The organism is Usitatibacter palustris (genome assembly GCF_013003985.1).
GTDB lineage: Bacteria > Pseudomonadota > Gammaproteobacteria > Burkholderiales > Usitatibacteraceae > Usitatibacter > Usitatibacter palustris.
Map to the genome: position 1 here is coordinate 1,659,678 of NZ_CP053073.1, position 15,721 is coordinate 1,675,398.

12 protein-coding genes and 1 tRNA gene are annotated in these 15,721 nt (G+C 63.2%); 7 read left to right on the forward strand and 6 right to left on the reverse strand.

All coding sequences use genetic code 11. From position 1 onward, the window contains the following. Window positions 1-21 precede the first annotated feature (21 nt). Entirely contained in the window at window positions 22-753 is a 732-nt protein-coding gene (locus tag DSM104440_RS08425; protein WP_171161571.1) for an SGNH/GDSL hydrolase family protein, read from the forward strand. A gap of 46 nt (window positions 754-799) precedes the next feature. On the opposite strand, the gene DSM104440_RS08430 is transcribed toward DSM104440_RS08425, so the two are convergent. The 4 genes from DSM104440_RS08430 to DSM104440_RS08445 form a co-directional block, all read right to left on the reverse strand. Further along, window positions 800-3,370, reverse strand: coding sequence for a TRAP transporter permease (locus DSM104440_RS08430; RefSeq protein ID WP_171161572.1), 2,571 nt, complete (start codon window positions 3,368-3,370; stop codon window positions 800-802). Window positions 3,371-3,485: 115 nt separating this feature from the next. Next, on the reverse strand, window positions 3,486-4,457 hold the full coding sequence (locus tag DSM104440_RS08435) for a TAXI family TRAP transporter solute-binding subunit (RefSeq protein ID WP_171161574.1): 972 nt from the start codon (window positions 4,455-4,457) through the stop codon (window positions 3,486-3,488). Between the two features lie 34 nt (window positions 4,458-4,491). Continuing rightward, window positions 4,492-5,832: an aspartate aminotransferase family protein gene (locus DSM104440_RS08440; RefSeq protein WP_212758269.1), complete on the reverse strand. Its 1,341-nt coding sequence runs from the start codon at window positions 5,830-5,832 to the stop codon at window positions 4,492-4,494. Beyond that, window positions 5,829-6,359 (reverse strand): carboxymuconolactone decarboxylase family protein, encoded by a 531-nt coding sequence (locus DSM104440_RS08445; protein WP_171161576.1) that lies wholly within the window; start codon window positions 6,357-6,359, stop codon window positions 5,829-5,831. The genes DSM104440_RS08440 and DSM104440_RS08445 overlap by 4 nt, the downstream gene beginning before the upstream one ends. A gap of 91 nt (window positions 6,360-6,450) precedes the next feature. On the opposite strand from DSM104440_RS08445, the gene DSM104440_RS08450 reads away from it, so the two are divergent. Together DSM104440_RS08450 and DSM104440_RS08455 are read left to right on the forward strand one after the other, a co-directional pair. Next, on the forward strand, window positions 6,451-6,795 hold the full coding sequence (locus DSM104440_RS08450; protein WP_171161578.1) for an FKBP-type peptidyl-prolyl cis-trans isomerase: 345 nt from the start codon (window positions 6,451-6,453) through the stop codon (window positions 6,793-6,795). Window positions 6,796-6,851: 56 nt separating this feature from the next. Then, a tRNA-Ser gene (locus DSM104440_RS08455) sits at window positions 6,852-6,939 on the forward strand. An 82-nt stretch (window positions 6,940-7,021) separates the two neighbouring features. On the opposite strand, the gene DSM104440_RS08460 is transcribed toward DSM104440_RS08455, so the two are convergent. Together DSM104440_RS08460 and DSM104440_RS08465 are read right to left on the reverse strand one after the other, a co-directional pair. After that, window positions 7,022-7,693, reverse strand: a complete 672-nt coding sequence (locus DSM104440_RS08460) for an adenylate/guanylate cyclase domain-containing protein (protein WP_171161580.1) — start codon at window positions 7,691-7,693, stop codon at window positions 7,022-7,024. Next, on the reverse strand, window positions 7,690-13,230 hold the full coding sequence (locus DSM104440_RS08465; protein ID WP_171161582.1) for an RHS repeat-associated core domain-containing protein: 5,541 nt from the start codon (window positions 13,228-13,230) through the stop codon (window positions 7,690-7,692). Before DSM104440_RS08465 ends, DSM104440_RS08460 begins: the two co-directional genes overlap by 4 nt. Before the next feature lie 224 nt (window positions 13,231-13,454). Here DSM104440_RS08465 and DSM104440_RS08470 point away from each other — a divergent pair, with 224 nt between their 5' ends. The 4 genes from DSM104440_RS08470 (at window position 13,455) to DSM104440_RS08485 (ending at window position 15,717) form a co-directional block, all read left to right on the forward strand. Then, complete coding sequence (locus tag DSM104440_RS08470; protein ID WP_171161584.1) at window positions 13,455-14,078, forward strand: hypothetical protein; 624 nt, start codon at window positions 13,455-13,457, stop codon at window positions 14,076-14,078. Continuing rightward, window positions 14,079-14,771, forward strand: a complete 693-nt coding sequence (locus DSM104440_RS08475; RefSeq protein WP_171161586.1) for a DNA alkylation repair protein — start codon at window positions 14,079-14,081, stop codon at window positions 14,769-14,771. It begins immediately after the preceding gene. A 2-nt stretch (window positions 14,772-14,773) separates the two neighbouring features. After that, window positions 14,774-15,253 (forward strand): cupin domain-containing protein, encoded by a 480-nt coding sequence (locus DSM104440_RS08480; protein WP_171161587.1) that lies wholly within the window; start codon window positions 14,774-14,776, stop codon window positions 15,251-15,253. A gap of 62 nt (window positions 15,254-15,315) precedes the next feature. Next, entirely contained in the window at window positions 15,316-15,717 is a 402-nt protein-coding gene (locus tag DSM104440_RS08485) for a nuclear transport factor 2 family protein (protein ID WP_171161589.1), read from the forward strand. Window positions 15,718-15,721 lie beyond the last annotated feature (4 nt).

Here is a 15,721-nt window from a genome sequence, read left to right on the forward strand (position 1 = left end):
GTCGGACGCGATGCTGTGGCCATGCTCCTCGCCATTCTTCTCGTTGCCGTCACGCTGATCCTCTTCATCGCCAGCCAGGCGGCGATCTACCGTCGCCGCATTGCCCGCGCGGAAGAGCTCTCGGCGCGTGCCGCCTGCGCCCAGGCCGAGCGCGAGCGTTTCTCGAAGACGATCGTGGTGATCGGCGACAGCCTCGCCGTGGGCGTGGGCGCGATGACGCCCGCGGAATCGGTGGCCGGCCGGATCGCCGATGCCTTCCCGCACGCTCGCCTGTACAACTACTCGAAGCCCGGCCGCCGGGCGTGCGACGCCATGGGCCAGCTCGAGCAGTTTTCCCATTCGCATGCCGACGTCGTGCTGATCCAGATGTGCGCCAACGACGTGGCGGGACTTCACAGCATCAAGAGCGTTGAGCAGCACATGCGCGCGGTCGTCGATCGTGCGCATGGCCTCGGCGCCAAGGTGATCCTCATGCCGGGCGGCAACTTCGCGATGTCGCCGTTCTTCTTCTGGCCCGCGCAACACATCCTCATGTGGCGCATCCAGGAGATCCGCGCGATGCTCGATCGCCTGGCGAAGGAAACGGGCGCGACGTTCGTGGACCTCGTGTGCGAACCGGAACGCGACCCGTTCCTCAAGGAGCCGCACCGCTTCTTCAGCGAGGACCTGATCCACCCCACCGCGGACGGCTACGCCTTCTACTTCACCCAGCTCCTCGAGAAGGCCGCGCTGCAGCGGCACCTCGCGCCCTGAAAAAAGGGGACAGTCCCCATTTCGGAAAAGGGGACTGTCCCCTTTTTCAGGTCTTCATCCGGCGGCGCTGATTGAAGTAGACGAAGGCGATGAGGGCGAACGCGGGGATGAAGACCCAGTGCGCCGACGGCGAACCGGAATCGACCTCAACCTGCTTGACCTTCCAGCCCTGCTCGAACCCGCCGCGCTTCGCCCGGCTGCCGAATTTCACCGTGCCGATGCGAACTTCATCGCCCAGGACCGTGAAGGTGACGCCCGCCTCCGATAGCCGCAGCTTTCCTTCGCCGGGCTTGGTGAGCTGGACCGCGACGGTTTTCTTCACGTCGTCGCCCTCGACGTTCGTGCCTTCGATGACGAGGACGAGCGGAAAGTCGGAGGGCGTGTCCTTGGCGATCTGGTAGATCTCCTTCGCGGGCTTTACGGCGTACGGCTCATAGAGCTTGTCCATGAAGAAGTTCGGGCGGAACAGCATGAACGTCGCGACCAGCAGCAAACCGGTCTCCCACCAGAAGCTCTTCGTCTGGAACCAGTTCATCGTGGCCGCGGCGAAAACCAGGCACGCGATGGTCGAGGCGAACACCACGACCGCGAGCTCCCACCAGCCGTGCACGTCGATGAGCAGCAGCTGCGAGTTGAAGATCCACACGAACGGCAGCACCACGGTCCTCAGCGCATAGACCGAGCCCTGCAGGCCGACCTTGATCGCATCCTCGCCCGCGATCGCAGCTCCCGCGAAGCTCGCTAACCCGACGGGTGGCGTGATGTCCCCCATGATCCCGTAGTAGAAGACGAACAAGTGGACGGCGATGAGCGGAATGACGAGGCCCGACTGCGCGCCGAGCTCCACGATCACCGGCGCCATCAGCGTCGCGACCAGGATGTAGTTCGCGGTCGTCGGTACGCCGAGACCCAGCACGAGGCAAACGAACGCGGTGAAGAGCAGCATGATCACCACGTTGCCCATCGAGACGAACTCGACGAACTCCGTCATGCGCAGGCCCAGGCCGGTGAGCGTGATGCCGCCCACGATGATGCCGGCCGTGCCGGTGGCGATCGCGATGCCGATCATGTTGCGCGAGCCGTCGTTCATGCCTTCGATCACTTGCCACGCGCCGGCCTTCGCTTCCTTCAGCACCGCCGACGTCTGGCCCCGGAAGAACGTCGTGAGCGGACCCTGGGTGACCATCAAGAGCATCAGCACGACGGTGGCCCAGAACGCGGAGAGCGCGGGCGAGAGCTCCTCGATCATCAGGCACCAGATGAGCGTGCCGATCGGGATCATGAAATGCAGCCCGGCCTTCACCGTGGGCCAGGTCTCGGGCAGCACCGGGTTCTTCACATCGACGTCCTGCGGGAGGTCCGGCTGCTTCGCGGCGACCCGGATGCACCACACGTAGAGCGCGGCGAGCCCGAAGCCCAGGATCCACGGCGCGGCGGCGCCGGCGGCGAGCTTCACGGCCTCGGCGGCCCAGTAGATCGCGCAAAGGACGACGATCGTTCCCGAAAGGCCCAGGCCCCACGCGATCATCTTTTCCTTCGCGCTGCGGTCACGTCCGGGTGCGAAGGCGGGCAGGCCCATCTTCAGCGCTTCCAGGTGGACGATGTAGAAGAGCGAAATGTACGAGAGCACCGCCGGCAGGAAAGCGTGCTTGCAGATGTCCGTGTACGAGATGCCCACGTACTCGACCATCAGGAACGCCGCCGCACCCATCACCGGCGGCATGATCTGCCCGTTCACGGAGCTCATCGTCTCGATCGCCGCCGCCTTCACGCCGCCATAGCCCGCCTTCTTCATCAGCGGAATCGTGAAGATTCCGCCCGAGACCACGTTCGAGACCGACGAGCCGGAGATCAGGCCGTTCAATCCCGACGACACCACCGCGACCTTCGCGGGACCGCCGCGCAGGTGGCCGAGCAGCGCCATCGAGACCTGCATCATGTAGTTGCCGGCGCCTGCCCGATCGAGCAGAGCTCCGAATAGCACGTAAATGAAGATGAACGCCGATGACACGCCGAGCGCCACGCCGAACACGCCCTCGGTCGTGAGCCACTGGTGCGAAAGCATCCGTTCCCACGAGGCGCCCTTGTGCGCGAGGACGTCAGGCATGTATCGCCCGAAAAGGATGTAGACGAGGAAGAGGATCGCCAGCACCGTCATCGGCAATCCGACCGCGCGCCGCGTGGCTTCGAGCAGCAGCATGAGGCCGACGGTGGCGACCACGATGTCCTGCATGTTGGGCTGGCCCGGGCGCGTGGCGAGCTGCGCATAGAAGAGCAGGAAATAGGCGCCGGCGAGCGCGCCCGCGATCGCGAGGATCCAGTCGTACCAGGCGACGGATGTCCGCGACGATTTTTTAAACGCCGGATAACAGAGGAACCCGAGGAAGAGCGCGATGCCCAGGTGCAGCGACCGGCCCTCGGTGTCGTTGAGGATGCCAAAGCCCAGGATGAAGGGCAGGGGAGACGCGTACCAGAGCTGGAAGAGCGACCATCCGACGGCCACCCAGAAGATGAGTTGCCCGACGAATCCCTTGACCTTGCGGCCTCCGGTGTCGGCTTCGGCGACGATCTGTTGCAGGTCCTCGGACGGCTTCACCGCCTCGTTCTTGTCGGTCATGGTCCCACCCCTCAATGGTCCATCTGGAAACAAATCGGGGCGGGCTTTGCGGCCCGCCCCGATGCTTAACGACTACAGCAGATCCCGGCTTCCGGGATGACAACGCACCGCGTTGTCACTTAATCCAGCCCTTTTCCTTGTAGTAACGCGCGGCACCTTCATGCAGCGGGGCCGAGAGGCCGTTCTTCACCATGTCCTCGGGCTTGAGGTTCGCGAGGGCCGGGTGGAGTTTCTTGAACTCTTCGAAGTTGTCGAACACGGCCTTCGTGATCGCATACACGCTGTCCGCGGGAACCTTCGACGAGGTCACGAGCGTGGCGAGCACGCCGTAGGTCTTCGTCTCCTGCGGGTTGTTCGGATACAGGCCGGCGGGGATCGTCGCGAGGCCGTAGTAAGGCTTGTCCTTCAGCAGGGCATCGACCGCGGGACCGGTGATCGACACGAGCTTCGCGCCGCACGAGGTGGTCGGGTCCTGGATGTTGGCCGAGGGGTGGCCCACGCCGTAGAAGAAGCCGTCGATCTTGCCGTCGCACAGCGCGGGGCCGTGCTCGTCGGCCTTGAGCTCGGAGGCGAGCGCGAAGTCCGTGAGCTTCCAGTTCATCGCAGCGATCAGCTCCTCGAGCGAGGCACGCGTGCCCGAACCCGGGTTGCCGACGTTGAACTTCTTGCCCTTGAAGTCGGCGAAGCTCTTGATGTTCGCTTCCTTGCGCGCGAGCACCGTGAAGGGCTCCGGGTGCAGGCTCATCACCGCACGCAGGTCACCGTAGGCGCCGCCGTCCTTGAACTGCGCGAGGCCCTTGGCGGCGTTGTACATCACGTCCGACTGCGCCACGCCGAGGTCGAGCTCGCCGGCCTTGATCGTGTTGATGTTGAACACCGAGCCGCCGGTCGATTCCACCGAGCAGCGCAGGCCGTGCTTGGCGCGGTCCTTGTTCACCAGGCGGCAGATCGCGCCGCCCGCGGCGTAGTACACGCCGGTGACGCCGCCGGTACCGATGGTCACGTATTTCTGTTGGGCCAATGCGGGCAGCGCGAAGCTCGTCGCGATTGCCGCGCACAGCGCCAGGGTACGAATCGGGGTCTTCATCAGTGAGGCTCCTCTTGGTTGGACGTCGGGTGTGTCAGGCCGCGTGCTTCAAGGCACGCGTGCCGGATTCGATGGCCGTTGCGAGCCGCTCGACGACTTGATCGAGCGCCGCTTCGGAGATGATAAACGGGGGGGCGAGCAGGACGTGGTCGCCGCGCTCGCCGTCGATGGTGCCGCCCATGGGATAGCACATGAGGCCCGCCTGCATCGCGGCGGCCTTCACTTTCGCATGGAGCTTCAGCGCGGCATCGAACGGCTTCTTGGTCGCGCGATCTTCCACGAGCTCCACGCCCCAGAAGAGGCCGCGGCCGCGGATGTCGCCGACGTTCGGATGGTTGCCGAATGTCGCGCGCAGTTTCTTTTCGAAATACGCGCCACGGGCCTTCACCTGGTCGAGGAGCTTGTCGCGCGCGATCACCTTTTGCACCGCGAGTGCGGCCGCCGCTGCAACCGGATGGCCGATGTACGTGTGTCCATGCTGGAAGAGGCCGCTGCCCTTGCGGAAGGCGTCGACGATCTTCGTGGAGGCGAGCACGGCACCGATCGGTTGATAGCCGCCGCCCAGACCCTTCGCGATCGCCATGAGGTCGGGCGCGATGCCTTCCTGCTCGACCGCGTGCAGCGTGCCGGTGCGACCCATGCCGCACATCACTTCATCGGCGATGAGGAGGATGCCGTGGCGGTCGCAGATCTCGCGCACGCGCTTGAAGTAACCGGGCGTGGGCGGAACTGCACCAAGCGTGGCGCCGACAACGGTCTCGGCCACGAACGCGATCACGCGCTTCGCACCGATCTCCGCGATCGTTGCTTCGAGCTCCTGCGCGAGGCGCTCGCTGTACTGCTCCGGTGTTTCCGTGGCGAGCTGGTCGCGATACGCGTAGCACGGCGACACGCGGCCCACGTCGATGAGGATCGGCGCGAACTGCTTGCGGCGCCATTCGTTGCCACCGACTGCGAGCGCACCGAGCGTATTGCCGTGATAACTCTGGCGGCGGGCGATGAAGACCGAGCGATCCGGCTCGCCCGTCTCCACGAAATACTGGCGCGCCATCTTGAGCGCCGCCTCGATTGCTTCCGACCCACCGCTCACGAGATAAACATGACCGATGCCGGCAGGCGCATTGGCGACCAACGTGTCAGCGAGGTCTTCAGCGACCTGCGTGGTGAAGAAGCTCGTGTGCGCGTAGGCCACGGTGTCGATCTGCGCGTGCATCGCGGCGAGCACATCCGGATGCTGGTGGCCGAGGCAGGAGACCGCCGCGCCGCCGCTGGCATCGATGTACTGCTTGCCCTCGTGGTCGGTGATGTGCACGCCCTGCGCGGAAACCGCAAAGGGCAGGGTGCCGCGAAGGCTCCGATGGACGATCTTGCTCACGATTCGGGGTTGACCTGGAGCGCGACAAGGAAGCGCGCCACCAGATTGTACGTCCCAATGGCCGCGGTGAGCTCGACGAGCTCGGTGGTATTGAACCGGGCCCGCAGCTCCGCGAAAAGGGCGTCGGGGACCTTCACCTCGCGCGTCATCGCGATCGCGTATCGGATAGCGAGCCGCTCGTCGTCGGAGAACGACGCGTCCTTCCCGGCCGCATCGGGATCGCGCAGCTTTTCCAGCAGCTCCGCGGGTCCACCGGCCTTGATGTACTCGGGCGCGTGGTGGATGAATTCATACTCGGCGCCGGTGAGCCGCGCGACCGTGCAGATCGCGAGCTCCTTCAGGCGCGGCGAGACCGCGAATTCCTGTCGGACCGCTCGCAGGAACACGTTCCATCCGCGGGCGAGGGGCTCGCTCCACAGCAGCGCCTTGTCGAGGTTGATGAGCTCCCCTCCGCGCCGCTTGAGGATGACTTCGACCAGTTCGGGGTCGCGCGGGGCTTGCTCCTGGGACCAGGCGGGAATGCGCATGGCGTTTGCTCACAAATTTCGGAGAGGCATCGTCGCATACGCCGGGGCCGATGCGATACTGGCGGCCGTTCCAACGAAACCGGAGTTCGCAATGGGTGAATTGATCAAGAGCGACGCCGTCGTCGGCACCGGCGCCGAGGCCGTTTCCGGCCCCGTGTCCGTGCACTACACCGGCTGGCTGCAGGACCCCTCGAAGCCCGAGGGCAAGGGCCGCAAGTTCGACAGCTCCGTCGACCGGGGCCAACCCTTCCAGTTCCACCTCGGCTCGGGCCAGGTGATCAAGGGCTGGGACGAAGGCGTGAAGGGCATGAAGACGGGCGGCAAGCGCACCCTCATCATCCCTCCGGAGATGGGCTACGGCGCGCGCGGGGCGGGTGGGGTGATTCCCGGCAATGCGACGCTCGTCTTCGACGTGGAGCTCATCAACGTCGGCTGACGGGAGGTGCGTTGAGCAGCCCCTCTCGGCTATAATTGCCGGCTGTCGTGTCACCCGGAGAGGTGGCAGAGTGGTCGATCGCGCCAGACTCGAAATCTGGTTTACGGCAACGTAACGTGGGTTCGAATCCCACCCTCTCCGCCAGCATTAGAAAGAAAAAGCCCACATTCGCCTGTGGGCTTTTTTCCTGCACCGAGTTGCTCGCAAGTTTGCGCCCGGAAATCGCTCAAGCCCCCAATGAGAAAAGCGCCATTTGGGTACCGTCGCGTGCCGGCACCTCATCGAACTTCGTTGCCGAAATCCCGGGTTGCAACCGCGAATACACGGCATCCGATATGACTATCTGTGCTGGGTCGAGATTGCCCGCGATTCCACATAGCTGGCTCGCGAGATTTACTGCGTCTCCCAAAATGCCGAACCGGAGTCGATCTTTCGATCCATAGGGACCTATCGCTGCGGGACCGCGATGTATCCCGACCGAGACCTCGATAGTGGGAAATCCCCGCGCAGGTGCGGCGGCATTCAAATTGGCTACGCCGCTGCGGATGTCAAGGGCGGCGCGGCACGCTCGATCTGCGTGATGCGGGATCTCCGAATCCCACCAACTGCACGATGCATCGCCGGAATAGGAGTCCAGGGTCCCTGTTGTGGCAAGTACCGACGTCGCGACTACGTCTAGATAGGCAGTCTGCCACTCAAGGATTCGACCCGGGTCAAGACCGGCGACAGGCATCTTGAACCGGGCCACATCGACAAAAAGAATAGTCAAATCACGACTTACTTGAGCCGGTTTCAGCGCTTCCTCGCCGTGTGAAAGCACGTACGACAATACGTGCTCTCCGGCATAGGCGCTCAGTGCCCGCCTGAGGAGTTCTTCCCGTCGGGTCTTGAACATCATCTCCTCGGTTGGTTACCAATGAACGTTCGGTTCCTTACGATCCCGTCCACGCACACCTCAGGGTAATCGCCGCATCCTAGGGGAGAGGGTGTCAGAATCCAGCCTATTCCGCCGAGGATCCGTATCCACGGTGGCGGCGGACGGAGCGGCACAGGTGGCGGCGGCGGAGGTGGCGGCGGCGGCGGCGGTGGTAGCACTCCTCGATCGACACCAGGAAACGGCGTTCCCCCTGGCCACTTGCCCCAATAGGGATCCGGGTTCGTGTATATGCCACCGGGACCTCTTGGCCACTCATTGATGCCGGTCACCCCTCCGCCCGGAATGTTCACCCCGGCAGGCGGCTCGCTTGCGGCAGGTGGCGTCGGTCGGATGCGGCGACCAGTTACGCAGACAACATCCTCGCGGCACCCACCTGAGCCGCTATCTTGGTCTCTCTGGTCGCGCCCATATGGGTCGTCGTCATCGCCGGGCTCTTCGTCCGTTGGGGCGGGGTCGCTGGAATCCTCTGGAAAGTAGCCGGTCGGATCTACATACCGGAGCGGGCTGTTGAGAACGTAACTGAAACGATTCCAGCTTTGAGCGTTGAGGACGGTGACACCCAGAGGGTCCGCAGATGCAAATCTCCCAATACGTTGATCGTAGAGCCGGCCATTCATATGGATGAGGCCAAGGTCGTCAAGGTGCTCGTGACCGGTGAAGCCCCGGTCAGTGGCAAGTCCTGTCAGCGCGCCCGCGATATCGTCGGCACCACTCGAGAGACGGCGCTTGCCCTGAGCATCATAGGAGAGCCGTTCAGTGACTGCGCCAGTCTCATTGGCCACAAGTGATGTCGAGCCCAGGCGATCTTGATAAAGATAGCGATTGTCGGAGGCCCCGACTGAGCGCTGCGTGTACTGCGCAATGGGTTTACCGCCGGCGTGCACCACGTGCCGATGTTCGGTTACTCCCCCGCTCACGACCTTCTCGTAGAACACCATATTTCCCGACCCGAAATAAATAGTGGTCTCGGTCGGCGCCAGGTGCTTCACGCGTTGCAACTCCGCATCGTAGAGCCAGCTATGTGCGCTGGCCCCGACCTGCACGGTTGCGGGCATGTTGAAGCTCGACCACGTCAGCGTCTTGCTCCCCGACGTGATCATGTTTCCGTTCAGGTCGTACGTGTAACTGACGCCGCCCGCAGAACTCACCGCGTGCACTTTGCCGGAGCTCGGGTAGGTGTACGTTCCCACGTCGGATTTCGAAAGAATGTTGCCAATGTCGTTGTAGGCATAGGACTTCGGTGCCGGACCCGCCACGCTCGTCAGGCGATTGAGTGCGTCGTATCCATACGTCTCAGTGAACAGCTGAACGTGATCGCCTGCCGCGCTGAGATTCCCTACTTGATCGTAGGCATACGTGAGGTTTGAGAGTGTCGCCGAGTCCGAGTCGCGCGCGGTGAAGATCTGAACGATCCGTTGCGTGTTCGGATCGTAGACGTTCACTCGGAACGTCCCGTTGCCGAGATCCTCTTCCTTCACTCCAGCGGGCCCCTTGTCGACGGCCTTCCAGAACAGCGCGTTTGTCGCATTGTTTCGGACTTCGGCGAGGTGGCCGACGCTGTTGTAGACGTTCTTAGTGGCAAATCCAGTCGGATAGGTCAGGGTGTTCGGCCGGCCGGCGGAATCGTAAGTCGTCGTGAGATCGTAGTTCGTCTGCGGGGATTGAGTTGCGTCGACCAGTGTCATCGTCGCGACGCGGCCGTAGTTGTCATAGGTGAAGTTGCGGCCAACGTTCCCGGTGGTCGAGAAGTAGAGCTTCCCAATCCCCTTGTTGGGGCTCCCATCCCAGTTCCAGTAGGCGCTCATGCTCGGTTCAACGCGGTGCGTTTTCCGGCCAAGCTTGTCGTAGGCAAATGTCGTCATCTGCGACTTCGCATCAATTTGCGACGTCATTTGTCCCAGCGGGTCGTAGCCGAACGTCCAGTACCCGAGGTCCGGATCATTGCGGGCACCAAGGCGCCCTTTGATGTCGTAGTACATGTTCGATTGGTTGCCGGCCGGATCGGTGACCCGCGTCAGCTGGCCAAGCTGCGTGTACTCGTACGAGGTGGTCTTGTTGTGCGCATCGATCACCTGGAGCACTTGGCCACGGTAATTCCGTACTGTCTTGGTTTCAAAGTTGCGTGCATCGCGCATCGTCGTGGTGATCGGGCCCGATCCAGCCGGAGTCGTGTAGGTGTAGGTGGTGACGCCCAGATCCGGTGCAGTCGACGTGGACAGCCGTCCCCTGAGGTCGTAGGCCATCTCGGTGAATGGCTTGGGGCCGCTGTTCCGGAGATGCGGAAGGTACTTTCGGGTGTTGCGGAACCTCGCTCCAAACCAGAGGACGTCCTCATCAACCCAGTCCGTGTTGTCGAAGTTTCGCTTGGAGGTCGCGATCCTCCGACCCAGGGTGTCAAACCACTCCTGAGTCGCGTGGGAGTTGCCGGTCGTGTAGCGAGAGATAAAATAACCGGGCGGAGCGTTGCTCGAGAAGGCGCCGCAGGGATTGCACAGCGTGTAAATCGTTGTCGTCTGCGTCCCGTCAGGGCGAGTTTCGAGGGTGGGGTGACCAAAGCCGTTGTAGGTCCTCGACGTAGTAAGCCCATTGGGATCTGTAATCGACGTCTCGCGTCCGAAGCGAGCGTCGTACGCGGTTGTCGTCACGTGCCCCAAGGCGTTGGTGTGCGTTGTCGCAAATCTCCCCTGCGGGTCATAAGCCCAGCTGGTGGTGCGGGTCTCCATGCCCTGGGCGCTAATCGTTTCCAGGTTCACGTTGCCGAACACATCGCGACCAATGTCCCTCTGGACTCGCAGACCGCTCTCCAGCGGTTCTTCGATCTCCTGGCTCACCAGAAGCGTCCCGGGTAAATATGAGTACTCGGTGCGCCGCGTGATGGGCGCGCCGGGCCAGAACTGCCGCTGAACCTGTTTGACCGTTACTCGTCCGAAGAGCCAGTTCGCCGGATCGTTGGTGAACGTCGTGGTCACGTACTCGATCAGCGAGGTTGATGCCTCGGCAAAGTTTCCGTTTTCACTGAAGTACGTGTTGGCGCCGACAACGTTCCCGTAGGCGTCGGTGCCGAAGGTCCTGCGTTCATTCTTCCACTCACCCTCCAGGCCATGGACGATCTCCGTGACGGCGCCCAGGTATCTGAAGTCGCGCTGCTCGAAGCTCTGGTTATTGCTATAGACATACTCGACACTCTTCACGAGATCGGCGCCCACGTAGGTTTGCGTGGACGTTTGTCGACCGATCAGTGGGTACGTCTGCGCGAGGCTCGACATCGCGTAGCGTCCCGCCGCGGCGTCGTTCGCTTTGATCTGGTTGAACCCGACGAATCCGCGTCCCGCGAGATCGAGCTTCGCGCCCCAATACTGGTAGTCGAGGCACGCAGTACCGCCAATGCCCGTGCTCTTGCACGACTGGGACACGACCGGGATCGGGAACTGCGTATCGCGGACTGGGTAGACCGAGCCTGTGCCCTTTGTATAGACCGCAGGATCCGTTAGCGGCTTGTACGTGAAGGTTTCAGGCGAGGCGATGCCGTTCGACACCGACGCAAGCAGGTCAGGGACGCCGCCCCCACCGAGAGCCTTCGAACTCTGGCCCGCAAGAACCAGGAAGAGATCGGCGCTGGAGTCGCCGTTGAAATCGCCCGCAGCAACGACCGCGTTCCGCCAATCACTCCAGTTCACGGTTGTGCAACTTATGCTCGTGGCTACGCCAGGGCCCATGCATAGTCCGACCCAACTCCCGGATGAAAGCAGGATCAGATCCGTGACTCCGTCGCCGTTGAAATCCCCGGCGACCATTTGATACACGGCCTTCCAGTCGCCGGCGCTGGTGCCGCCGATTACTTGGCAGTTATCGCCGGTGAGGATGCCCGGACCCGGGCAAAAGCGGATGTCAGTCGACGATTCCCGAATGAAGTCCAGCTTGCCGTCGCCGTTGAAGTCCCCGACCACTGTCGAATACGCAGCGTTCCATGCGGCGTCGGTGATGCGCACGATCGCCGTGCCATCGCCTTCGAAGTCGCCTGCATGGACAGTGTCGTTCACGCCGGCGACCAATGGACCGACTGTGCAGCCCACGTTCGGATTCGCGATCATTGCCGACAAGTTGCAGTACAGGCCTTGTGGCGTCCGCCAATCGATCTGCGGCAGCCAGACGAATGCGTCCGACCTTCCGTCCCCGTTGAAATCGCCAACGACCAGCTTGTGGTCGAACCTGGTGCCAGGGAAGGCGCCGCAGGAGGCGGGGTCGTACTCGCCGGTCAGGGCAGGTCCGAAACAGACCTTCAGGAGGCCGTCCACACCGCCGCGAATCACAAGGTCGGATATGCCGTTGCCATCAACGTCGCCCACATCCACCACCGAGCCGGCCTCGAGATAGAAGTTGGTGCAAGTCGTCAGCTCGGGCCCCAGGCAAATGAGACTGATCGTGCTGCTGCCGCGGTTGAGGAACAGATCCTGTTTTCCATCACCGTTGAAGTCGCCGACGATGGCTTTCTGGACGAATCCGGGCGAACCAACGGCGGTGGCTGTACCCGATGAGCTTGCAAGGCCGCCGCCAGCGTCGCCCCAAGTGAAGGCGGTCGGCACGAGGCACGCGCCTCCACCTTCGCACTCAGTGAGTGACACGAGCCGACTACGTCGTGAGGTGGGAGAGTCCTGATAGGCGAGGCGGTAATCGCGAACGAGTGTCGAGCCCACATAAGTCTTGATGTTCGAAAGGCGCTTCTCGGCCTTGATCAGGTAGTTCGCGATGTAACCCGATTGGATGTCGGATCGCCCCGTGTACTCGAACTGGATCGACGCAAAGGGTGGTTTGCTCGCGGGATCGTTGCCCGTGTAGTTGATTCGCGAAATCCCAAACTCGCCCGTCGAGGGGTACCTGTTGTAATTGATCGTGTAGTAGTTCCCGCTGCGATCCGTAACCCGGTCCAGGGCCCAGGTGTGGGGCACGACAGACCCAGGGGGTTCGATGCGCGCGTCATTAGCGCCACCGTACTGCTTTATGAGTCCATCGCGGGTCCAGACCTGGAACCAGATCGGGGCGCCACCCACGCTGCCCCACGACACGACCTTCGTGAAGGACTCCGCTTCAGTCCGGTACTCGGTCCCAATGGCGCCATAGACGCCCGAGCCGTGCACCACGAGCTTTTGTCCATCGAGGCAGAACCGATCCTGGGCATCGAGCTTGACGCCGCCCACGACGGCCTCGGTCGCCATGATCGCTGGGCAGCGAGTGATCGCAGACAAGCCGGCAACGCCCCAGCCAACGCCCGCAACTCCATTGGGCCGACTGCTGTTGTAGGAGAGGGCGATCGACGGAACCATGCCGGCGGTCCCCGGAGGAACCACGATCGGGATGCTGTATGTGGAGTTACCAGCAAGATCGACGCTGGCTTTTCCGGGTGTGTTCACAACGGCCGAAGCCGAGGTGGCGAGCGCGATGATTGCGAATGTGGCGACGCGGCGCACAAACGCGCCCACGAACGGCTGTCCGATCAACATTGATCCCTCCCTTGGGATTCCCGCTTGATGTTTGGTTGCCACCGGACGGCTCGGGCCGACATCTCGGCAACCGGGCCAAAGCTAACATATGTTTACGAAATGTGTGAACTAGGTAACGGTGATTAGTCGCGATCCCTGTTCACGCGAGAGTCTCCAGGGCGCCTCGCTGCAGGTGCCGACGATGTGAGGCACGATGGGCGACAACTCACGAAAGGTTGCTCGCCATGAACAGGTCGATCCCGATCCTCGCGATGTTCCTGGGTGCCATGCCGCTGCAGTCCGCGGCCCAGGACGCGGCGACTGAGAAGAAATGGTCCGCGGCGAAGGTCGTCTCGTGGCGCGTCGAGGGCGTGTTCAAGGCTCGTGTGCAGGTGGCGAAGGGCGACATGGGCAGCAAGGGCGATGTCACCGACCGCCTCACGGTCGAGTACACCTGGGACCAGAAGGGTCGGAAGTTGATCGGGGAGCCCAAGGTGACTGATTTCCCCTCGGACGTGAGCAACCTGAAATCGGATGGGACCAACTGCGGGCCGCCGCAACTGAATGGCCCCTACGAGCACTTCCAGTCCACGTCGGTCACGATGATGGGGAGAGACCTCATCGAGGTGAAGGGAACGCGCACTTTCCCGCCCGCGAAGATCTCCAACTACCCGGCGAGTTGCTCCATGAGTCCTGTCGCCGGTGGCAAGGAGCCAGAAGCGGTCCACGTCGGCGTGGGGGTGCATCCGAAGAGCCTTGGGGCTCCGCACATGCCCGGCGCCGTCACCATCGCACCGGACCGCAAGAGCTTCTCGATGGCGGGCACGAAGGGTTGGACCTGGACGTATACGCCTACGCTGGTGGAGTAAATGGCGAAGAAGGCAAAGCCGCTCGCGAGCCCCGTAAGCGTCGCATTCACGCTCGCCTGGCTCGAGAAGCGCGGCTCGAAGCGCGTGGCCGAAGGCCTCGGGCGCTTCGGCATCGTCACGAAGCTCAAGGTCGTCGGCGTTCCGATGGCGACACTCAACGCGTTCCTCAAGGAGTTCGGCACGGACCAGGCGCTCTCGCTCGCGCTGTGGAAGAGCGGCTGCTACGAGGCGCGCCTCCTCGCCGCGATGGTCGGCGATCCGGAGAAGGTGACCAAGGCGCAGATGAACGCGTGGGCCGCGAGCTTCGAGAACTGGGCCGACTGCGACACCGCGTGCTTCAAGCTCTTCGACCAGACGCCTCATGCGTGGGAACTCGCGAAGAAGTGGTCCGCCTCCGAAAAGGAATTCGTGAAGCGCGGCGGCTTCGCGCTGATGGCGTGCCTCGCACTTCACCGCAAGGAAGAACCCGACGCGAAGTTCCTCGCGATGCTCCCGCTCATCGAGAAGGGCGCAGCGGATGATCGCAACTTCGTGAAGAAGGGCGTGAACTGGGCGCTGCGCGGGATCGGCCAGCGCAAGAGCCCCGCGCTCAAGCGAGCGGCGATGGCCCTCGCGAAGAAACTTTCGGAATCGAAAGAGGCCCACACCCGCTGGGTCGGCAAGGACGCCCTCCGGCAACTCTCGAGAAAGTGACCATGTCGCAACGCAAGCCCATCGCCATCCTCGCAGCCGACGTACCTCCGCGCGCGCGCCAGTCCTACGCGCCCGAACCTTTCGCCTCGCTGCTCTCGGCGGGCAGGATCAAGCACACCCTGGGCGACCTCTTCGGCCTCACGAACTTCGGCGTCAACATCACTCGCATCCGCCCGCGCGGCGTCACCGCACTTCGCCACGCGCACACCAAGCAGGACGAATTCATCTACGTGATCGAAGGCCGCCCGACGCTGGTGACCAACGAAGGACGCACGCAGCTTGCGGCGGGAATGTGCGCGGGCTTTCCGGCGGGAACGGGCGACGCCCATCAACTGGTGAACGAAACCGACGAGGACGTCTTGTATCTCGAGGTCGGTGACCGCACGCCCGGCGACGAAGTGACCTATCCGGACGACGACCTTCGGGCGGAATTCGTCGACGGAGTTTTCCGCTTCACGCACAAGGACGGCACGCCTTACTAGGTCCGGTCCGCGTGGCGTAGGATGTTCGCGAACGGCCCGCCACGAGGCCGGCGCGGGGAGCGATGATCAATCACGAAAACCAGTCCGCCAGCCACGCCTCGCGCGAGGATCACCTGCGCCACATCGAGCGCTCGCGCCTGAAGGCGCTCGTCGACCGCGACGTTGCGCTTGCGCAGCAACTGCACTCACCGGAATTCCAGCTCGTCACGCCCGGCGGGGGCTCGTTCACGCGCGAGCAGTACCTCGGGAAAGTGGAGAAGGGCACGCTGCGCTACCTGCGCTGGGAGCCGGGCCCGATCGCCGTGCGCATGCACGACACGAGCGCGGTGCTGCGCTACCAGGCCACCCTCGAGCTCGAAGGCGGTGCCGCGCCGTTCCAGTGCTGGCACATCGACACCTACGAGCTGCGCGATTCGCACTGGGAAGTCGTCTGGTCCCAGGCGACGAAAGTGGCGCCAGGATGATTCG